The sequence below is a fragment of the Fimbriimonadales bacterium genome, assembly GCA_035559795.1.
Taxonomy (GTDB): Bacteria; Armatimonadota; Fimbriimonadia; order Fimbriimonadales; family ATM1; genus DATMAR01.
In genome coordinates this window covers 41,712-61,820 of the sequence record DATMAR010000012.1, presented here as the reverse complement: position 1 = coordinate 61,820, position 20,109 = coordinate 41,712, and the positions used below count along the sequence as shown (strand labels likewise).

Genomic DNA, 20,109 nt, shown 5'->3' with positions numbered 1-20,109 from the left:
AACACGAGAGACTCGGGAACGAAAGAAATAAATGTTCTAATAAACAGTTAAAAATGTTACTGATCTAAAACTTCGAAAATCTGTGTCTCAAGAGCGTCCAAAATGCTTCAACGCCGTCTGTCCATCGAATTTTTTTGCCTTCTTTTTTGCTTCGCGGGGCATAGTTAATGGGAACTTCATGAATGTCCAAACCCATGCGAATCGCTTTCGCTGTTACTTCTGGACAAAATTCGAAGCGATTGCATTCGAGATTCATTTTTTTCAAAACAGAAGTGCGAAATGCTTTATAACATGTCGCCTCGTCCGTAATTTTTTTGAAGAAAAGCAACCGAACAGCCCAAACCAACATAACATTCACGAGTTTATTAGGAAGCGCCATATTCGGATGCATTCCCCGTTTGAAGCGAGAACCGTAAACTACATCCGCCTTCCCTTCCAAAATCGGTTTTACTACGTCAGGAATTTCCTCAGGGGTGTATTCCAAATCGGCGTCTTGAATGATCGTCGCCTTCCCTTTTGCAAGGGTGAGGCCTTGCCGAATTGCGGCACCCTTCCCCATATTTTTCGGCTGGCGAAAATAAACAATTTTATCGCCGTATCTTTTTGCAATCTCCGGCGTAGAGTCTGTCGAAGCATCGTCCACAACGATAATTTCTTTACAGATAGGCAGCGCTAAAAGTCTGTCAAGAACTGCCCCGAGTGTCTTTTCTTCGTTATAGGCTGGGACGATGATCGAAAGGTCGCAGTCTCTTTGGGGATTTTCTTCCATTTCCTTATTCTATTATGGCATTCGCAGCGAAGAGACATCATGTCTCAAGAGTCAAAAGTGACTTCTCTAAGGAAAGTGGTGCTTTCACTTCGTGGGATGTCAAAATTATTGAATGGAATTGGGAAGCGTTTGGTTCCTAATGGAAATGTAATTAACATGAAAAAGATAGACTGCATCGTAAGAGTAAACAAACTGGAAGAGGTGAAAACCGCTCTCGAAGAGGCGGGGATTTTCGGATTGACTACCGAAGCGGTCAGAGGGCATGGACGCCAGCAAGGAAGAACGGAACTCTATCGCGGAAGCACTTATTCTGTGAACTTGCTTCCTAAGGTTCGAATCGAAGTCGTTCTTCGCGACGACCAAGTCGAGAAAGCAATCGAAGCGATCCTGCAGGCGGCGCGAACAGGGGAAATCGGAGACGGGAAAATATTTATCAGTGAAGTTACCGATGTAATCCGCATACGAACAGGAGAAAGAGGAGAGGCTGCGTTGTAGCTAAGTACTCTATTGTTTGCTAAAAACTCATAAAGTTTTGCAAAGATGTTTATTTCCGGTATCAGTCGAATTTAAACTTCTACGACTTTTTAAAATTCTACGACCGGGATATCCGAACCGTATTTCTTTTCGTGATAAACGAGTGCCAAAGCAACAGCAACTCCTATGGAATAAGCAGCAACATGGAAGCGGTCTACCAACCACCAAGTTACGAAACTGGATGGCAGCAAGAAACCAACTAAAAATGCCATAGGAATACCAGCAAGCGCTCTATGTAATGGATTTCTCAATTTCTGCAGTGCCCAAATATTTGCTCCGATAAAAGACAAGTAAACCAGCATAATTCCCGAAAATCCTACAATTCCGACGACTGCCAAAGGATATAACCACGAATTATCCACGAAAGGTAAAGGTACGGTCGTCCAATTCGTCCACTCGATACGATAGCCGAAAATCGTTCCTGGTCCCCCCCCGAAAAGCGGATTCTCCTTGAAAATGACATATCCTTCTCGCAACAGCCTTTCGCGTCCGAGCAATCCGGGGTCGTACTTTATCGCTTCGGGGGTCGAGAGTTCGACTCGTTTTTGCGCGACTGCCACGGCGCGATTAAATTTATCGGCAATCGTTCCCCCTATGGCTTGAATGATTAGAATCGTAACCAAAATCGCTGTGAACGCATAAAACGTAGCACGAAGTCGTCCTGCGGTCGGAATAAAGAAACAGAGCAAAACGAGCGCAAGAACGAGCCCGAGATAGTGAACTCTTCCTCGGTCTACGAATACTAAAAGTACGCCAGATAAAAACGCGCCAGTTGCATAATATCTCCAGGTTATTTTCCTTGCAAAAGCCATTACGGTAAATGCAATCAGCGTTACGGTTACCCCCATGCCGAGATATTCCGTTTTTACAGCATCATCCCCCCATGTTCTCCCTTCTATTCCTCCGAACCCCGTTCTATTGATTAATCCTTCGAATACTCCCAATTCAGCAAAAGCGGCTAACGTCCCTGCAGCATAGAGCGTAAGAAGCAATAGAAGATAAAACGGTTTCCATATTCTTCCCGTCGTCAAACAATAATAAGTTGGAAATGCAACGGAAAAATACAGCCATCCCACCGCTTGTACTAACGCAATATCGCGAATCTTCCAGAAGAAAAATGCAATCATGATATAAATGACCGTGTAGGATGCCAGCGCAACAAAAATCCAGAAAAGTAAGGGGGGGAAGCGAGGTGCATCTTTTTGCCCGTACCAATACGTGATTGCGCAAATAAATGCGACGAACCAAAAAACGTCTCCCGGACCGATAGCGTTGTATATCCGCAACCCTAATGCAGGAGGTTTGCCATAAAAAACGGAATGCCCTACCAAAATCGCCAAAAGGATTAACCACTCATGAAAACTCACCATCATGAGCACGAGCAGGGTGAAACCGGAAATGCCAGCAAAGGCTATGACGATTCGCATGTCCGCTTCGAAAAGGTAAAGCAGCGTTGCCGCAATTCCACAAACCCCAGCGAGTGCGATAATTAACCCTAAGGCACGCTTTCTGCCGTACTGTCCTGAAAAGATCTCTTCGAAAAAGCGGGAAATCGTTACTGTTGCGTGTTGAATGCTCATAGCGCTTTTATATGCTCAAATATGTGCTCAGAGACTCCTTAGTAAAGGATAGAAGTATACTTCGCCTGGAATGGCAATAGTCTCTCACCATATCAAAGACGCTTCTCTCGCCGATGAAGGGTTCAGAAGAATCGAATGGGCATCCAGGGAAATGCCCGTCTTGCGAGGGATATCTGCGCGATTCTCTCGAGAAAAACCGCTTCTTGGTCAGCGAATAACCGCTTGCCTCCACGTGACAACCGAAACGGCGAACCTCCTTTTGGCACTGAAAGAAGGCGGTGCGGAAGTGGCTGTATGTGCCAGCAACCCTCTCAGCACCCAAGACGACGTTGCTGCCGCACTCACCGAACATTACGGGATAAGCGCCTTCTGCATCCGAGGTGAAGACCATCATATGTATTACCGGCATATTCATCAAGCTCTGGATATTCAGCCGACCCTCACCATGGATGACGGAGCAGACACAGTAACCGTCATTCACAGCGAGCGCAAAGAACTCATTCCACATATCCTCGGTGGCACGGAAGAGACGACGACCGGCGTTATTCGATTGCGTGCAATGGCAAAACAAGGAGTTCTCTCCTATCCGATAATTGCAGTTAACGATGCGAAGACGAAACACTTATTCGATAATCGTTATGGTACGGGGCAATCCACTATAGATGGGATTCTACGCGCTACGAATATTCTTTTTGCGGGGAGGAGAGTCGTCGTTGCTGGATACGGATGGTGTGGAAAAGGCATTGCGATGCGCGCAAGAGGAATGGGCGCAAGGGTTATCGTTACGGAAGTAGATTCCATTCAAGCATTGGAAGCGGTTATGGATGGTTTCGACGTCATGCCCATGGACGATGCGGCATCGTTGGGGGATATTTTCATCACAGCGACCGGTTGCAAAGACGTGATTTCGGAAAGACATTTCGAAAAGATGAAAGACGGTGCGATACTTTGCAACGCTGGACATTTCAATGTGGAACTGAAAATCACTGCATTAGAAAAGATGGGTACGAAGAGAAGAATTCGCGAACATGTCGATGAATACTCTTTGAAAGACGGAAAGCGTTTGTATCTTTTAGGAGAAGGGCGTTTGATCAATCTCGCAGCGGCTGAAGGTCATCCGGCGAGTGTCATGGATATGAGTTTTGCGAATCAAGCCTTGTGCATGGAATATCTGGCGCAACATTCTCGGGAACTGACAAAGTCCGTTCATCCTGTTCCAGAACCAATCGATCAGCGAGTTGCACTTTTGAAATTGGAAAGTATGAAAATTCGAATAGATACACTCAGCGAAGAACAGAAGCAATATTTAAGCGGTTGGCAGGAAGGAACATAAGTCGCTCTGAGGGGGAAACCATGGAGGCTTCACAAACAATTCCTCGGGAATCTATCCATGTTTCGCAACGTGAATCGAAGATTCATCCCGTTTTCTTTGATATTTTATTAGGAAGTATAGTTCTCGCCTCACGCATCCCTTTTCTTTTCGTAGGTTACGGAACGGATAACGATGCTTGGGCTTTAGCGCGCGCTGCTCGCCATATCGCACTTACTGGGCAATACGAAGCATCGCGTCTTCCCGGTTTCCCTTTGCAGGAATACATCACTGCATTCGTTTGGCAATCCGGACCGGTAGCCGTAAACTTTCTAACGGCGCTATTTTCAGCCATCTGCGTTTCGTTTTTTTCCGCATGTGCAAGAAAATACGGGTTAAGGGATTATTTTTTAGTCGCACTCTCTTTCGCCTTCATCCCCACCGTGTATATCAGCAGCGCGAGTGGAATGGATTACATGTGGGCTATGGCGTTTCTCATGATTTCGTTTTACGCGGTTTTGTCCGGAAACTCATTTTACGGTGGGGCCGCGCTCGGTTTGGCTACGGGTGCCCGACTCACCTCTATCATTTTTCTTCTTCCTTATCTCATCCTTTTGTTTGCACATAGCGAGAAATCGCGTTTTCAGCGTGGTTTCGAGTTTATTGCCGTTGCATTAGTTACCAGTTTCGCTTGCTTCATCCCCGTCATGCTTCGCTATCCGAATTTCGAGTTTTTGAGTTATTACGAGACCTTCGGTGCCGGTAAACGCACTTTTCTCGATTTTTTGGGTGGGTTCGTCAATCCGAATCTGCCTTTTTCGCCGCTTTTCCTTCTCGGTCAAGCGACAGTAGGCGTATGGGGAATCATCGGGAGCATCGTTCTTTCCGTAACACTCGTAATTGCTCTCGTCCGATGGATTCTCCGGCAAAAAATAGAAGACTCTCGAAAAGAAGTTGCAAACCCCGTTCCAAAAATAGACATATTCGTATGGCTTCTCGTGATTTTTTTAGTGTGGGTTTTATATCTTCGCCTTCCTCATGATGAAGGTTATCTCATTCCTGCTCTTCCCTTTTTACTTTTGCTCATCGCTTTAATCTTTTCGCGCTGGTTGGTGAGAATATTGACTCTCGGGATATTAATTTCACCTTTTCTCGTCGGTGTAGACATCGAACCTCCGAAAAAAGGAATTACGCCACTCACCCGCTCGGCGGCGATACGCAAAATACAACTCTCAGGCGAAACTTTCATGATTGATTTTTTGCGCGGACCCGTTCTTATGGATTACGATAAGCGAATCGCGATAGATAAAACCGTAGAACAGGCCATTCTAAAACACGGCAGTTTGCCCGATAAAAGCATTGTTCTCAGCGGTCTTTTGGAAAGAATGATGCTTTACTATTTTCATCCGGATATAGTTCCAAAAACAAAGGATGTGATCTATATCGATAAATTATCCATGCAGGAACTAAAAGAGGCACTTGACAAAGGTTATCGCGTGTATTATCTGCCGGATGCGCGAGAGCGAACTATACGCGCAGAGAACTACGATCCTGCCGATTTCGGCGCAGAACCTTTGCTAACGACGATTCCTTCGAAAAATATTTAAATTGTTGAACGACATTTTGATGTTACAGGCGACTCGTTTGGGAAAAAAATACAATTCCCAATGGGTTTTCCGTGGGATAGAATTTTGTTTGGAAAAAGGGGAATGCTTGCTCGTTACGGGACCTAATGGGAGCGGAAAATCCACCCTTTTGAGATTATTAGCAGGGTTAGAAAGCCCCACCGAAGGTTCTATAGAAAAAAACATACGAGACGCTCGAAAAGATATCGGGTTTGCGTCTCCGGAACTTCGATTGTATGCTAATTTGACGGGTTTAGAGCATCTTCAGCTCACCGCGCGATTGCGTGGATGTGATGTAAATTCCGGAAATACTCATGTCCTGCTCAACGATGTCGGTCTCTCGCTCGATTGCAAAAAGCCTACTTCTGCATATAGCACAGGGATGAGAGCGCGACTCCGTTTGGCAATGGCTATACAAACGAAACCGAAAATTCTCCTTTTGGACGAACCTAGTGTAAGCCTCGACGAAAATGGGAGAGAAATCCTAAAAAATATCATAGCGAATCAAAGAAATAGAGGATGCATAATCCTCGCAACCAACGACCCTTATGATAGACAATTCGGTGAATGGGAAATCAACTTGGGCAAGTGAACTGATTGCTCTCTTACACAAAGAGGCTTTAGTGGATTTGCGCTCTAAACATGGCGTCTATACAATTGCGCTTTTTGCGTTAGTGATTGTAACCACAATAGCATTATCCGTTGTCAAAGAAACTTTACGACCATCTCTCGCCGCAGGAATGTTATGGATTTCTTTGCTCTTTTCTTCTGTAACCGCAATAGCGCGCAGTTTTATTTCGGAAGAAGAATCCGGAACTGCGGACTTGCTGAGGCTGGTTGCGCGACCAGAAATTATTTATTGGGCGAAACTTTTGTATAACGCGTTCATCTCCTGCGCTATAGGGCTTCTTATTTTGCTTTTTTTCTTGCTCTTTACAAGAGTAGAAGTCGCTGATGCGACACTCTTCCTTTGTACCGTGTTCGTAGGTTGTCTCGCTTTGGCTTCCGGAATGACGCTAACGAGCGTTTGGAGCTCCCGTGCGCGGGGTAGACATGCGATAATGGGGGTAATCTCTATACCTCCTCTACTTTGGATGTTGGCACCTGGGATAGCAGCCACACGTATCGCCTTAGGCGCTCCGGCATCGGGAGGATGGCACTCTGTTTTAGCAATGCTTAGTTTGACGATTGCTTACTTAGCGATAGGTCCGTTTCTCTTCAGTACAACATGGAAAGAATAGCGAAAATTGTCCTTTTCCTTGCGGGTATCGGTGTTACCGTTGCCTATATTTGGGCTCCTCCAGCCAAAAACTTTCCCGTACCGGAGGCGGCTAAAATTATGTTCTTTCACGTCCCCCCTGCGATGCTATGCACCGCGTTCTTTCTTTGGGGTGCAATTATGGGGGGGCGCTATTTAATGACGAAAGACATACGCTTCGATATCAGGAGTCTTGCAGCAATCGAGATAGGGACGCTTTTGGTTATTCTTGCGACTCTTACGGGAATGATATTCGCCAAGATGCAATGGGGAGCATTTTGGGAATGGGACCCGCGTCAGGTTCTTATTCTTTTGCAACTTCTTATTTACTTAGCATATTTCGCCCTTCGCACCTCCATCGCAGAAAGGCAACGCGCCGCTATAGTATCGGCGGGATATTCCATTTTTGCGTTTCTCACGGTTCCCTTCCTGATATGGGCTTTGCCGCGCATCCCACCTTTTGCTACACAGAGCAGACATGCCGGCGCAAACGAGGCGGTAGTCGGGGGAGGTCTCGACCCTACATATCGAATTATTTTTTACAGCACCTTAATCGTTGTATTTTTTGCGTTCGCGTTAGCGTATAGACTGCGCGTTCGTGAAGCTGAAATATCCTATGCCTGGGAGGCTGCTGATGAACTTGACTCTCGCTCTGATTCTGCCGCCACTTCTCGTGTGGTCGGCGCTGTTCGTTTACGTGATAAGGACTGAAATTAGAAGAAAACGCATAGAAAGCAAACAATCGAAGTAAACTATTAGATATAATTACGACCCCCGTAATGCATAACCGCGTTAAACCTAGACCCTGGTGGTTGAACACCTACTTCCTATTTGCCCTTGCAATGGCAGCGATCGGTATCGCTGGGCTTATTCGAGGGGCTGATTTCATTCGTGACCCCGGTCAACCCTATAGTTCCGCACTCCCGTGGCTATATCTCGGCGCTGCAATATTGTTTTTAATCAATGGCTGGATAAGTCACAAGCAATACCTCGAACATCTCGAAGAAATGCATAAGGAGAAAAAAGATGCCTAAATGCGTTTGCGGAAAAGAAATCACCAAATTGCCTAAATGGTTAGAAAATGTGAACGTCAAGTTCCGTTGTTTCAACTGTCCACAAACTACTGCCGTGCAACCGCCGATAGCCATTGCGGGTTTTGCTGAAGAGGAAGAAATAGAAGCAGAGTTAATCAATCCGGAAGTCGAGGCAGAAATCGTTTCCTTAGAGGAAATAGAAGAGCCAGAAGAAGAGGCTATCGAGTAATTTCGAAACGAGATTCTTCTATCCCGAAATCACGCTGCTGCTGTAGAACCATGCGTGGACTTCCCTGAGGGTTTTCGTAAAACAAGAATAATCCTATCCGGCAATTGGTTTGAAGGAAGTACCCCTCGAAGCCTGCTCATAACTGCTTCTGGCGTTAAAGAGGCTTGCTTTATTACCGCAAAGCCCACGACTTCTCGATTGCCGTTATGACGTTGATGATATTTGACTTCTGCCTCTTGGACTTCCGGAATCGCAAGTAAGGCGTTTCGGATCGTCTCGAAAACATTTTCCGAGGATTGAGCGGCGTTTTTCTCGGATTGCTCTTGCATGGCTTATCCATGGATAATCATCGGCTTCCTTATAAATTTCCGCATAAAGAAATTCAGCATTTAGGAAGTTACGCTGGTTTCCTTCGGTACTTGAAATGCCTCTCCAGCTTGTCGGTGATACTCTTGAAAGCCCGACTGTAGCTCGCTTGTGCCACTTTTCACCTCGAAGATACTTCCGGACTAAAGCCTACGGCTGCTGACTTCCAGAGCTTCCCGCCAGCGCAGAGCGGCTTGGTACTGCTCTAACGTATCTACATCCGTAGCAATTTCTGGATAATGGGAAATCACGACTTTTGCCGCAACGCCGAGTTTCTTGCTCACTACGTTTTCGATTCTTCGTATGCTCAAAACGGCTGGGAAGAGGCGACTGATCGCTAACTGTAAAAGTACGAAGAGCCCGATTTGCCATGCCAATCTCCACGGACTTTTTCGATTTTCGTACGCTTTTTGTAAAATAGGCAAGATTTTCTCGAAAGACTCGCGTTCAAGTAAGGCGATATTCCCCCCCGTAAAATGACCTTCTCTCAATCGAACGCTCGTCCTCGCAATCCCTGGAAACTTTTCTTTGCACTCTTTCATCGGCACGATTGCCCAGTTAATTGCGGCATTCGGCTCAGCCCGACTCACGAAATCCTCTATAGATTCTTTTGAGATAAAAGGCAAATCAGCGGTGGTAACGATGATGTTTTTCGCATTGCATGCGGATAATCCACGGCTCATACTCTCGAAGAAATTCTCCCCCCCCTCTATGTTCTCAGCAGATGGAACGCGAGCGCCTACACACACCATCTTTTCGAGCCCTATATCGGAATTACGCAGGGCGCTTACTACTTGGTCCACTAATCTGCGCCCGTTCCAAAGCAGATTTGCTTTCACGACGCATCTTGTCGCCCGCGCTAAGTCTTCCGGGCACTTGCCTCCTGCCAATATCAAAGCATCCATTCCGGTTCTTCCAACGTGGAAAGAGTGCTGCCTTTCCAAACCCAAACCCCTCTCGTGCTCAGGTTCCGAAAAGCATTTTGCATCATTTCTTCGGAATCGAACAGTCCATAGACAGCAGACCCACTCCCGCATAAATGAGATTCGAAAGCCCCTAACTCCTTTAACTTTTCCATGAGTTCGACAGATTGAGGCAATGCAATAGCATCGAAGTCGTTGGACGGTTCTTTACAATCCTCTGCGCATACCCTCGGAAGTCTTCTGACAAAGTCGAGTTTTGTATAAGCTTCTGCTGTAGACATACCAACTTTTGGTTTTGCTATAAGGATAGGTGTGCGTTCGAGGGCTGGTTTAGGCTCGATTTTTTCTCCAAACCCCCTCGCCTCGGCGCAAGGCGTCCTTGCAAGAAAAAATGGCACATCTGCACCAATGCTTCGAGCAATGGAAAACAGCGTATCTTCAGTCAAGGAATTGCCCGTAAGCATGTTGATTCCATTCAGAGTCGCTGCCGCATCGCTGCTCCCTCCGCCCAGGCCTGATTGCAATGGGATGTTTTTTTCAAGATGAATCTCTACGGGAGAAATTTCTTTTTTCTTCGAAAATTTTGAAAGTGCAAGTGTAACTAAATTTTCTTCTGGAGGAATAGCGGAATCGGTACAGGTAATTTTTGTCGAATCGGATATCTTTATCGTAAGAAGGTCGTGCAATTCGATAAGGTGCAGTAAAGTGTGAATTTCATGATAACCGTCTTCACGCTTTGGTCCTACATGTAAAAAGAGATTTATTTTCGCATAGGCTTTGATACGTAATCCCTTCACAACTTCCCACCGAAAAAACCGAATATGATGATCGAAACGGCTGCCAAAAGACTTATTCCGGGCCCATAAATGCCTTTTAGAATTAGTTCCAGCGCGGTTAAAAATGCCGACAACAATGGAGTTGCCAAAAGAACATACACCGCTTGCATTCGCAAATGTGGAATCAAAGCGAGGATAAAAGTACAAACCATTCCTGCAACGATGCCCCAGAAAGCGAACATTCCAATTTGTTGATGTTTATGCTTACTCATTGGAGTATTACTTTAGAAATAAGCAGGTACGCATTGATAAGCAGTATCACCGCAAAAGCTTTCCGCAACATTTTTCCCGATACCCATTTACTAATTCTCGCCCCGATCTGCGCTCCGAAAAATATTCCTGTCGCGGCAATAAGTGTCAACTCGTAGTCCATTTGCCCGGCTTTCGCATAGATAAGGGCGCTCGCTGCGCCGGTCAAGCCGATAAGGAAAGTGCTCGTCGCAGCAGCAACGCGAGGGGTTTGTGCAAGAAGCAATATGATAACAGGGACGAACACGATGCCACCTCCTACACCCAACACTGCGCTCACTAATCCTGCACCTAAACATGCGAGCATTGCCAATGCCCAATGACCTCTGTGCGGACGAAAATTAGACTGAGAGTCTTTTGCGAACATAAGTCTAATAGAAACCAGGATAATAAACAACCCGAACAACAAGCGAATGATTTTATCGTCTAACCTGGCTCCTAAGTATGCCCCCCCTACTGCTCCTATCGCGGTAGGAAGTTGCAAATAACTCGCCCTCACGATATCTCCAACACCCTCGCGCAAATAAATCAAACTACCACCCATACTAGTGACCACGACAGACGCCAGACTCGCCGAACGCGCATGCTCTACGTCTACAGCGAAAAAACTCACGAGAATCGGAACTAATATAATCCCCCCGCCAATTCCGAGAATCGCGCCAAATGCTCCTGCAACGGCGGCAACCATCGCAATCAGAATCCCCTCTACCATCTTATTTCGTCAGGTGAACGTTCGTTGTCGTATGCATAGGTTGTGTGCATAAAAAACTTAACAAACGCTCTAAATTACCTCTTTTGACATGTCGCAAGTCTTATGAAACGCTCGAACCGTAAAAAAAATAGAGCGTGAAACTCACGCTCTATTCTCAACTAAAAAGTTCTGGATTTACTTGCGAGCCAAAAGAACGCGCTGGTAGGTGTCGTTCATGTTCGAAGAGCCACTCGTTTGAACTGAGGAAGCGCGTGCTTGTTTCACACCCGCAGCATATCCTGCTTCGTATCCTTTCTTATAACCTTGCGAGACGCCTTTGTCGTAATAGTGCTTCGCTACTGAGGCTGACGTTGTCGCGCGCGATGAGGAAGTGCTTCTTACATATGTCGTTCCACGGCGAGCAGCCTGTTGTCGTTCTCTGCGATGTCTTGCGTTTATGGAGTCCTGAAGCCGCTTCACGGAGTAAGCCGTTGCTGCCCCAGAAATCAACGCTTCTACAGGTCTTTTCTTCACGATGAAGTAAACAGTCGCAGCGCCGAGGGCATATGCTGTGTTCCGGCGCCCTTCTTCACTCGCTGAGGCTCTAAAAGGCAGCACACTCAGGGTGATTAAAGCGCCCAAGGCTAAGGAAATAACAGGTATCCGTTTCATAGTTCTTCTCCTATTCGGCTAAAGCCTGGATGGTTCCGACTTACCTTCTTAAGACACCTCAAAGGTGGCTAGGGTTTCGGTTATTTGCTTGGAATCGTGTAAATCACCTTGCCACTCCCATCGAGGAAGGCGAGCCAAGGCTCGTTTCTGTAAAGACCCAAGGTAGCCCGCAGTTCGCCATTGACGTCGTGGACATTCAAGGTCGCTCCTTCTGCCTCGGCTTGCAGCACCACCAAGCGTTTTCCTTGGGAATCGAACAGCTCAATCCTTGGATTGTCAGGATGCGCCCCGAGCACGATGCGCGGCTTTGCGTTACTATCGTCCAGACTGAGTGCTCCGCCGGCTTTGTCGGCGAAGAATAGCCCTCGGGTTTCGCCTTTTTCGTTGACGATCTCGATTTTCGAGGCTTTTAGACTTTTTGCTGTCGCCTGCGTGCATCCCATATACACTGTTAAAGTTACGAGGGTCATTAACATGAGCGACAAGATGAAGATTACTTTCTCGAGTCGTCGAATTCGGTTCTCTAAATCGAAGACATGGGGGTTTTCCATAGGTAATACCTCCTTATTCTCTTTTAAACGTCCAAACGTTCGTTTCGTGTTCTCGTATTTGTTTAGCGATGTGAAAAAGCGGACTTTTTGTGCCTAACCAAAAGGTCGACCCGAGAAGCGCCCCCCCTTATACTATTTACCATAATCTCTTTAAACGGCGTCTTGAGGCAATCGTGGTTCTGGGCTATGAGGTTCACCGCTCAAAATATCCTGGATGGTCACTTTAGCATATTGCCTGAGCACGGGAATCGGATCTGTTCGAGCAACCTTTTCTAATACCGCAATCACACTTTCCTTTTCTCCCGGAAGCCACTCACATAGATGAATCATTCCATGGATTGCACTACGTCTTCCAAAAGGTTGAGCTCCTTCGCTAGCAACTTCTTTGAGAATCTTTCCTGCTTCCTCGTTTGCAATGTGATCCCCCAAAACGTCTCCCGCTTTGAAAACCGTACGCGCATAGTCATCTTCTGCGGTCATCATTAAATTACGAATCGCATTGAGCGCATCGTTTATTTCTTCCTTCGAATGACATATATTTTGCAAGTCTTCGAAAATGTCGAGCGCACACCACTGCGCAATTCTACGATAGGGATGTGAATCGTCATTCAAAATACGAATTAGCGCAGGTGTATAAAGTCCGCTTCGTGCATGAGTTTCAATTTCTGTCATCGCCGTATGAGCCACGTCTCTATCCGGACAATAAAGCAAGCGAATGATTTGCGTCGGATGAAGTTCCGATATCGAACCTTCGTATCTTCGTGAAAGTCCCAAAACTCGACTAATTGCAAACTGCCTGTTGAAAAGAGGCTCTAATTCCCTTTCTAAGTTGATGAGCATTTGCTCTACGTCGTTTCCCTTTGCCTCTGCTTTTAGCGCATTGCATCTTCCGAAAACACCGAACGCCGTTTCGGCGACTTCAACGGTAAATGCTTCTCCATGAATTTCGAATCGAATCGTCTTCGTGAAATCCTTAGGTTTCACGTTGTATTGCGCGCTTAATGGTCTGTGCGGCCAAATAAAGTGCTTGCGTGGACCTGGATCCACTGCAGGTCTTTTGCCTCCGTTCCTTTGCTCTTCCTCTTGCAAAAAGGATTCGAGCGATGAAAGCACTTCTTGTGGTGTTGCGCTCATATGCTATAAATTTTAGTCATCTTATCGAATCGAGGTCAAATCAACTCCAAAGATTCTTTATAAGAATAGCAGGAAATTATCGACACATCCTTAGGGTAAAATTATGTTCCTTTCACAAAGAATAAATACGATTTTTTTCAACCTTACTCTACGAGCAGCCTATGGAGCAAAAAGAACCCGAGCCTAAAGAGCCTAACGACAACCTCAACGAGCAAATAACGTCCGAGGAAGAAAATAGGAACGTAAACGAAGAAGGCGCGGCCACTGCGGAACATCCGCCGGTCAATGACCTTCTTTCTCGCATCCAGCAACTCGAAAACGAACTCACCGAGACGAGAAACATGCTCAAACGCGCTCACTCGGATGTTCAAAACGTTCATAGGCGTCTTGTGCGGGAAGCTCAACTCCTCAGGGAAATGGCTGCAGAAGACATCGCAAAGCGCCTCCTGCCCGCGCTCGACAACCTCGAAAGAACCCTCCAAGCGGCTGAGTTTGGCGCATCGTTAGAAGCGATTGTCGAAGGCGTCAAAATCGTAGAGAGGCAAATTCGCGACGCTCTCGAAGAGCACGGTGTTAGACCCATACTCGCAAAAGGGCAACCATTCGACCCTCGATATCACGAAGCAGTTGCGAGCGTCGAGGGAAATCATGAACCGGGAATTGTTGTGGAAGAAATCGAAAAGGGCTACGTAATCGGTGAGAAGGTTTTGCGCCCGAGTCGCGTAAAAGTAAGCAAAGGCCAAACTCCGTGAGTCTATTCGGCACAGATGGTGTGCGGGGGGTCGCTAACGTCAGTCTCACGTCAGATCTGGCTTTGAAATTAGGCAGGGCAACAGGGTTATGGCTGCAGAAACACAACGGGAAAGGAATCGTCATTTGCAGGGATACGAGGAAGAGTGGTTCTATGCTCGCAGCCGCATTGAGTTCCGGATTTTGTTCTGTGGGAATTGACGTTGCGACATTAGGGATAGCACCGACCCCTGCGGCATCGTATATCGTTCGAAGTAACGACTTCGACTTAGCGGCAGTCATTTCGGCAAGCCATAACCCCCCCAGAGATAACGGTATAAAGTTTTTCGATAAAAACGGCAGAAAACTCAGCGAAAAGCAGGAAAAAGAAGTCGAAAATATTTTCGAAGAGGTCGAATACTTCCCTACTGAAAATATCGGAGTTATCGAACGTAAAGAATCTTTGCTGAAAGACTATCTCGAATGGCTTCGAGGTTTTTTGAAGAATGACTCTAAAAGTCTTAAAATCGTAGTTGATGCCGCAAACGGAGGTGCGTCATATTTGGTGCAAGAATTGTTCTCGAAATCGGATATGGACGTTCGCTTCTACGGTTGCGAACCTGATGGTGAAAACATAAATGTGAATTGTGGAGCAACTTCTCCGGAAACTATTCGAAGATTGACTGTCGAAGAAGGAGCAGATATCGGCATCGCTTTCGATGGCGATGCAGACCGATGTATTTTCTGCGATGAACGAGGAAATCTTATCAATGGCGACCGATTTATGGGAATTTGGGCGGTTCATCAAAAAAACAAAAATCGCCTCGAACCACCTATAGTAGTCGGAACAGTCATGAGCAATACCGCTTTCGAAAACGCTCTAAAAAGTTACAACATCCAATTCATCCGAACACCGGTCGGAGACCGCAACGTTTCGCAAAAAATGGAGGAACTTCAAGCCAAAATTGGGGGCGAACAGAGTGGACACATCATCTTCGGGGATTTTGTCCCGACAGGAGATGGATTCTTCACTGCCCTTCAAATGATTTCGATACTCCAAGAGACGAAACTCCCGGCATCGAAACTTCCACCGCTTTATGATAACATGCCTCAAATTCTAGTCAACGTTCGAGTAGAAGACCGAAATTGGGAGTCGAAACCAAGAATTGTTCGGATAGTTGAGAATGCGAAAGAAGAGTTGTCGTCTTGTGGAAGAATCGTTCTGAGAGCAAGCGGCACACAACCCGTAATCCGCGTTATGGTGGAAGCCAAAGACATCAACCTTCGCGATTCGATTACAAAGCAAATCGTAGACGCGCTTATAAGCGAATGCAAAGGGTGCGTTGCGAGTTCGACAGACCTTACGAATTCTTTAGGAGAATAATTTTGCTTTTAGCAATCGACGTCGGCAATACGAATATCGTGATAGGCCATCATGATGGAACGAAATGGCTTTCCTTTTGGCGTTTGCCGACAAAATTAGAAATGACAGAAGATTCGCTCGGAGCGATTTACCTTACACTGTGCAAGGAAGCGAACATCCCTATCAAACCATCGACCGTAATTTGCGCAAGCGTCGTTCCTCCGCTCAATATCGTTTTGGAACAATTTGCAGAAAAATATTTAAGTTCGAAGATCGTTTTTTTATCTTCCGAGATTCTTCCGAATATGGAGATTCGCTACGAGCCTCGCGACGCTGTCGGTGCAGACCGTTTAGCGAATGCAATCGCTGCAAAGGCGAAATATCCGCTTCCTGCGATTGTCGTTGATTTCGGAACGGCAACGACCTTCGATGCAATCGGACCAAATGGCGAGTATCTCGGTGGAAGTATCTTTCCGGGCATCGAACTTTCTATGGAGGCATTGTTTTCGAAGACAGCAAAACTCCCGCGAGTCGAACTGCGTCATCCAGGGAAAGCGATTGGCGAAAGCACTGTCATGAGCCTGCAATCGGGCTTGGTGATAGGTTATGCAGGGGCGATAGATACTTTGATACGAGATTTCAAAGCAGAACTCGGGGGAAAGGCTAAAGTGATTGCAACCGGTGGTATTGCTAAATTATTTGCAAGTCATTGCAAAGAAATCGAAGAAATAGACCCCATGCTTACTTTGGAAGGGCTACGAATATCATTGGATTTTATCGGAAAAGAATCAAAGTGATAAAGACTTAAAAATGAAAGTTATTGCGTTCTCACTTCGTAGTCAGAAGCGAGGGAAAAGCATCTATGCAATCTTTCTCAACGCCTTCTCGATACTCTCTGAAGTTTCAGATGCGCGTATAGCCACGTAAGTCGCTCCCATACTTACCCTCACAATGCTTACACCGGCATTGCGTATCGCGCGCGAAATTTTTCCTGCAAGAATCCAATCCGCTAAGTGAGTCGTTGCTTCCGGTAAAACCATTTCCCCTATAACGCGAATTGCATTATTAATCGGAAGCAAATACAATCTGTCTTTCAATACGATATGCTTCTCTAAATCATAAAGAAATACTGCGTCACGCAAAATATGGCTTGCGGTTTTAGGTCCGAAAGTACGAATATCGACGAGACGATTGAAAACATGTTCCACTCGATGAGCCGCGCATACCTCATCGTAAATCCATAAGAAGATGCTTCCATGACGAGTTATTTCGAATAATTCGAAACATAATTTGCATACTCCCTCGATGAAAGGTCTGTTCATTTGTTCCATAGGTTTTTTATGGGTTTCTTCGCACACCTCTAAAAAACTAATCCACAAGGCTTCTGAATCCTTCGAACGGAAAAACTCTTCTATAGGGCTATCATCCAATGTTCTTTCTATTGCCGTAAGCATCATCTTCGAGAGCATTTCACGCTCTGTGCCTCTCCGAAAAATACCGTAATACGCCAATACCGCCTTGAAACTCGCCAAAGCTTCTTTCAGAGATTCCTTTATTTCCTCGAGGGTCGGATGGGATAAACCCAAAACTGCGCCCAAAGACGGAATCAAGACTTCCTGAGCATATTTTTCTGCAGGGAGTCCCGCTAAGGCGCGGAACAATCGTTTTTCGAAAGTCTCTATCTCTTCGAGAGACATCCCATACGTTTACCCCTTTTTCTTTTTAGAATTTAGCAGATCCGCCTAAGTTCGTAAGCACCGGTAGTGTGGGCGTTTGTCCCCCCCCACCGCGTTCTGCCGAACCTTCTCTCGTTTTTTCGAAAACTTTCCATGCGAAATCCACGATCGGGATGCGGTTCGTATGCATATCTTCGAGCGCTTTAGAAATTGCGAGTCCGTAAACCCCTTGTATTTTGTTTTCGAAGGATATTGCGTTCACAACTTCACCCGGAGCGCATCCGAAACATTGCGCGATTTTCCCTAACATAGGAACTTCGAGACCGAAATAATATCCCTCTGATGTTTTGGGTCTATCGACTTGATAGAAGATGAAAATCGTTGCACCTTTTTTCATAAAAACTTCGAACAAAGCCGCTTTCGGAAGCATTTGGTCGAAAGCGGTTAGGTCGGTTACCTCTGCTCCTGCAAGATAATCGGTTTGATTTTGCGGATTGTAAACGCCTACTCCGCTGAAGAAAATAAAGATAGTTCCGTTCTCCGGCATTTTTTCGGCTAAGGATTTCGCCGCATCCATAATCACTTGAGTCGTTGCATCCTTCAGCGTAACGATGTTCGTTTCCATATATCCTGCATGTTTCATAAGATTCGTTTTCAAAAGATCTACATCGTTATGCGCATAAACTTGCCCGCTATTCTTAGCGTTTCCTATGAGAAGAGCGAATTTATAATCCAACGGAGGAACGATTCCGTATTTTCCGATTGCTCCAGGTCGGAAGGCAATCTCATCTGGTTTTACATTCTCACGAGATCCCGGAGGCATCACGTCAACGCTGGAGGCAAGAATTCGTAAGTCATTTGCGTCTAAAACTTCTCGATCTACTTTGAAGGCTTTCTTGGGGTCGAGCGTAGTAAGTTTTTCTTGTATGTCGGATGCTGCTCGCAAATCGTTTTTTGCGGTGTACGCAGCGGATAGGAAAACAATCGTTTCTACGCTTACTTGGCCTGCATCGAGAAGGGCTTTGAACTCCGCAATGGCTTCGTCTAAGTTTCGATTTCGGGTTGCCAAGTCCTCTGCTTGTGCTGCGAGTTTGAAAGCGCAATAAGCCGCAGCGAAGTTAGGAGAATAAAGAGCGCCATCTCTCCAGAGCGTTTTGCTCGTTACTCCAGAACCGATGTAACTCGATTTGTCGCTGTCTTGAGGTCTGTTTTTCTTTGCTTCCAAAAAGTGAGCGCGCGCGTTAGCCCAATCCCCTTTTTTGGCAGCGGCTAAGCCTTTTTCATACGCGTCTCGCCATCCTTGAGCATTGAGTTGAGAAACGAGCAAAACAGAAAGGATGCAGATAAGAAACTTTATTTTCATCATAGCAAGTTCCTCTTGATTTTATTTTCTCACTTCGAATTGAAGTCCTAAAGCGATGTCAGGAGTATTTTGCTTGTTGCCTGCAGCCAAGTTCAACTCCAAACTGTATGGTGCGTTCTTTGGGCGATAACCTATTCCGAAGGTAACAATTTGCCTGGCTATGAAAGGATCTTCCTGAAGGGCGACCTGTCGCTTAATGCTCTTATCAATGAATCGGAACCCGATACGAATAGGCAAATAACCGAAGGATTGTGTCCAGTTGTATTCGAGTCCGATACCAGCGCTGAACTGTCCATCGTTTTCCAATACTTTCCCGTCGTTCCCCGGGAAGATGTACATGACGTCCACACCACCGATGAGAAAATCACGACCCCCTCGCAATCCATCTACGCGAAAAGCAAGCCCACCCTGCAGACGAGCGGGAATCACATCTATATGCGAAGAACCGGAGTCTATGCCCGAGAGGTTGATTTCGCTTCGATAACTCGCCCCAATAGAAACATTCTGTCTTCCAGGGGGAGTGAACTGATAACCTACGATTGCACCAACACCGCTTCCCAAATCATCGAAGCCGCCCGAAAGAACGATGCTATCCGGGTCACCTGTGAAAAACACATGTGCTTTATCGCTAAGGCTTTGTCGTGCAACGACTACTCCGACGCCGATGTTAGAGTTTTGACCCATCGGTCTTCCGTAAGCCACAGTGAAAAACTCCGTCATCGAGCGGAAAAGAGTTTGGGCAGTGAGAGGACCTCCTGCTGAGGAAGAGGTTGTGTCTTCACCAAAGCCATTTTGTCGTACATAGCCGCCGACGGCGTAGCTCAAGCCGAGTGTTCCTCCACGGAAAGGCCATGCCACCCCCCCAAAAGAGAGAGATTGGAAGCCATAGCCCAGTTCACCAGTACCATCGAGTCCATCTTCGATTGTTCCTGTTAGATGGGTTTGGCTGATCGGGCGATTCCGCATCACCGCTTCCACGAGCGTCGTTTGAACGAGTCCTAAACAAGCGGGGTTCCAATAAGATGCAGATGCATCTGCGGAATTCGAATAAATCGAACCTCCCATTCCATAGGCTCTTCCTCCCATCTCGAACGAATACATCGTATCCGACATTTGTGCAAAGGAGAAAGAAGCCACGAGCAACCCCAACGTGCAAGGTATTCCTCGCTTCCATGCGAATATTGTCATTCCTTTATCCTCCTTATTGATTATTGTTTG

At 46.2% G+C, this 20,109-nt stretch carries 24 protein-coding genes; 11 read left to right on the top strand and 13 right to left on the bottom strand.

The window, feature by feature from the left end; genetic code table 11:
- Window positions 1-64: 64 nt before the first annotated feature.
- Window positions 65-769, bottom strand: a complete 705-nt coding sequence (locus tag VNK96_07325; protein ID HWP31516.1) for a glycosyltransferase family 2 protein — start codon at window positions 767-769, stop codon at window positions 65-67.
- Between the two features lie 156 nt (window positions 770-925).
- Here VNK96_07325 and VNK96_07320 point away from each other — a divergent pair, with 156 nt between their 5' ends.
- Entirely contained in the window at window positions 926-1,264 is a 339-nt protein-coding gene (locus tag VNK96_07320) for a P-II family nitrogen regulator (protein HWP31515.1), read from the top strand.
- An 89-nt stretch (window positions 1,265-1,353) separates the two neighbouring features.
- Here VNK96_07320 and VNK96_07315 read toward each other — a convergent pair whose 3' ends face one another.
- Window positions 1,354-2,883: an O-antigen ligase family protein gene (locus VNK96_07315; protein HWP31514.1), complete on the bottom strand. Its 1,530-nt coding sequence runs from the start codon at window positions 2,881-2,883 to the stop codon at window positions 1,354-1,356.
- A 70-nt stretch (window positions 2,884-2,953) separates the two neighbouring features.
- Here VNK96_07315 and VNK96_07310 point away from each other — a divergent pair, with 70 nt between their 5' ends.
- From VNK96_07310 to VNK96_07280, 7 genes are all read left to right on the top strand, one after another.
- Window positions 2,954-4,216 (top strand): adenosylhomocysteinase, encoded by a 1,263-nt coding sequence (locus VNK96_07310; GenBank protein HWP31513.1) that lies wholly within the window; start codon window positions 2,954-2,956, stop codon window positions 4,214-4,216.
- A gap of 20 nt (window positions 4,217-4,236) precedes the next feature.
- A complete protein-coding gene (locus VNK96_07305) occupies window positions 4,237-5,799 on the top strand; it encodes a hypothetical protein (GenBank protein ID HWP31512.1) in 1,563 nt (520 codons plus the stop codon).
- Window positions 5,800-5,803: 4 nt separating this feature from the next.
- A complete protein-coding gene (locus VNK96_07300) occupies window positions 5,804-6,409 on the top strand; it encodes an ABC transporter ATP-binding protein (protein HWP31511.1) in 606 nt (201 codons plus the stop codon).
- Window positions 6,381-7,058 (top strand): heme exporter protein CcmB, encoded by a 678-nt coding sequence (locus VNK96_07295; protein ID HWP31510.1) that lies wholly within the window; start codon window positions 6,381-6,383, stop codon window positions 7,056-7,058. Before VNK96_07300 ends, VNK96_07295 begins: the two co-directional genes overlap by 29 nt.
- Window positions 7,046-7,786: a cytochrome c biogenesis protein gene (locus VNK96_07290; protein HWP31509.1), complete on the top strand. Its 741-nt coding sequence runs from the start codon at window positions 7,046-7,048 to the stop codon at window positions 7,784-7,786. The genes VNK96_07295 and VNK96_07290 overlap by 13 nt, the downstream gene beginning before the upstream one ends.
- Window positions 7,787-7,917: 131 nt before the next feature.
- A complete protein-coding gene (locus VNK96_07285) occupies window positions 7,918-8,109 on the top strand; it encodes a hypothetical protein (GenBank protein HWP31508.1) in 192 nt (63 codons plus the stop codon).
- Window positions 8,102-8,338 (top strand): hypothetical protein, encoded by a 237-nt coding sequence (locus VNK96_07280; GenBank protein HWP31507.1) that lies wholly within the window; start codon window positions 8,102-8,104, stop codon window positions 8,336-8,338. Before VNK96_07285 ends, VNK96_07280 begins: the two co-directional genes overlap by 8 nt.
- 29 nt (window positions 8,339-8,367) lie before the next feature.
- On the opposite strand, the gene VNK96_07275 is transcribed toward VNK96_07280, so the two are convergent.
- From VNK96_07275 to VNK96_07240, 8 genes are all read right to left on the bottom strand, one after another.
- Window positions 8,368-8,667, bottom strand: coding sequence for a hypothetical protein (locus VNK96_07275; protein ID HWP31506.1), 300 nt, complete (start codon window positions 8,665-8,667; stop codon window positions 8,368-8,370).
- Between the two features lie 180 nt (window positions 8,668-8,847).
- The gene (locus VNK96_07270) at window positions 8,848-9,609 is read right to left on the bottom strand and encodes a nucleotidyltransferase family protein (protein HWP31505.1); all 762 of its coding nucleotides are present in this window, start codon (window positions 9,607-9,609) and stop codon (window positions 8,848-8,850) included.
- Complete coding sequence (ispE, locus tag VNK96_07265) at window positions 9,597-10,424, bottom strand: 4-(cytidine 5'-diphospho)-2-C-methyl-D-erythritol kinase (GenBank protein HWP31504.1); 828 nt, start codon at window positions 10,422-10,424, stop codon at window positions 9,597-9,599. The genes VNK96_07270 and ispE overlap by 13 nt, the downstream gene beginning before the upstream one ends.
- Window positions 10,421-10,675 carry a hypothetical protein gene (locus VNK96_07260; protein HWP31503.1) on the bottom strand — a complete coding sequence of 85 codons (255 nt, stop codon included), beginning with the start codon at window positions 10,673-10,675 and terminating at the stop codon, window positions 10,421-10,423. The genes ispE and VNK96_07260 overlap by 4 nt, the downstream gene beginning before the upstream one ends.
- The gene (locus VNK96_07255; protein HWP31502.1) at window positions 10,672-11,424 is read right to left on the bottom strand and encodes a sulfite exporter TauE/SafE family protein; all 753 of its coding nucleotides are present in this window, start codon (window positions 11,422-11,424) and stop codon (window positions 10,672-10,674) included. Before VNK96_07255 ends, VNK96_07260 begins: the two co-directional genes overlap by 4 nt.
- Before the next feature lie 174 nt (window positions 11,425-11,598).
- The gene (locus VNK96_07250) at window positions 11,599-12,075 is read right to left on the bottom strand and encodes a hypothetical protein (GenBank protein ID HWP31501.1); all 477 of its coding nucleotides are present in this window, start codon (window positions 12,073-12,075) and stop codon (window positions 11,599-11,601) included.
- Between the two features lie 80 nt (window positions 12,076-12,155).
- Complete coding sequence (locus VNK96_07245) at window positions 12,156-12,626, bottom strand: hypothetical protein (protein ID HWP31500.1); 471 nt, start codon at window positions 12,624-12,626, stop codon at window positions 12,156-12,158.
- A 150-nt stretch (window positions 12,627-12,776) separates the two neighbouring features.
- Complete coding sequence (locus tag VNK96_07240; protein HWP31499.1) at window positions 12,777-13,760, bottom strand: hypothetical protein; 984 nt, start codon at window positions 13,758-13,760, stop codon at window positions 12,777-12,779.
- 161 nt (window positions 13,761-13,921) lie between these two features.
- Here VNK96_07240 and VNK96_07235 point away from each other — a divergent pair, with 161 nt between their 5' ends.
- From VNK96_07235 to VNK96_07225, 3 genes are read left to right on the top strand one after another with little or no spacing between them, the layout of a single operon-like run.
- Window positions 13,922-14,512, top strand: coding sequence for a nucleotide exchange factor GrpE (locus VNK96_07235; GenBank protein HWP31498.1), 591 nt, complete (start codon window positions 13,922-13,924; stop codon window positions 14,510-14,512).
- Window positions 14,509-15,873 carry a phosphoglucosamine mutase gene (gene glmM / locus VNK96_07230; protein HWP31497.1) on the top strand — a complete coding sequence of 455 codons (1,365 nt, stop codon included), beginning with the start codon at window positions 14,509-14,511 and terminating at the stop codon, window positions 15,871-15,873. The genes VNK96_07235 and glmM overlap by 4 nt, the downstream gene beginning before the upstream one ends.
- Before the next feature lie 2 nt (window positions 15,874-15,875).
- On the top strand, window positions 15,876-16,649 hold the full coding sequence (locus tag VNK96_07225; GenBank protein HWP31496.1) for a type III pantothenate kinase: 774 nt from the start codon (window positions 15,876-15,878) through the stop codon (window positions 16,647-16,649).
- Window positions 16,650-16,712: 63 nt separating this feature from the next.
- Here the strand turns inward: VNK96_07225 and VNK96_07220 are convergent, their stop codons facing one another.
- Genes VNK96_07220 through VNK96_07210 form a run of 3 tightly spaced genes read right to left on the bottom strand, consistent with a single transcriptional unit; the run spans window position 16,713 to window position 20,079 of the window.
- Window positions 16,713-17,549 (bottom strand): hypothetical protein, encoded by an 837-nt coding sequence (locus tag VNK96_07220; protein HWP31495.1) that lies wholly within the window; start codon window positions 17,547-17,549, stop codon window positions 16,713-16,715.
- Between the two features lie 25 nt (window positions 17,550-17,574).
- A complete protein-coding gene (locus tag VNK96_07215; GenBank protein ID HWP31494.1) occupies window positions 17,575-18,894 on the bottom strand; it encodes a hypothetical protein in 1,320 nt (439 codons plus the stop codon).
- Between the two features lie 18 nt (window positions 18,895-18,912).
- Window positions 18,913-20,079: a hypothetical protein gene (locus VNK96_07210; protein HWP31493.1), complete on the bottom strand. Its 1,167-nt coding sequence runs from the start codon at window positions 20,077-20,079 to the stop codon at window positions 18,913-18,915.
- Window positions 20,080-20,109: the final 30 nt, after the last annotated feature.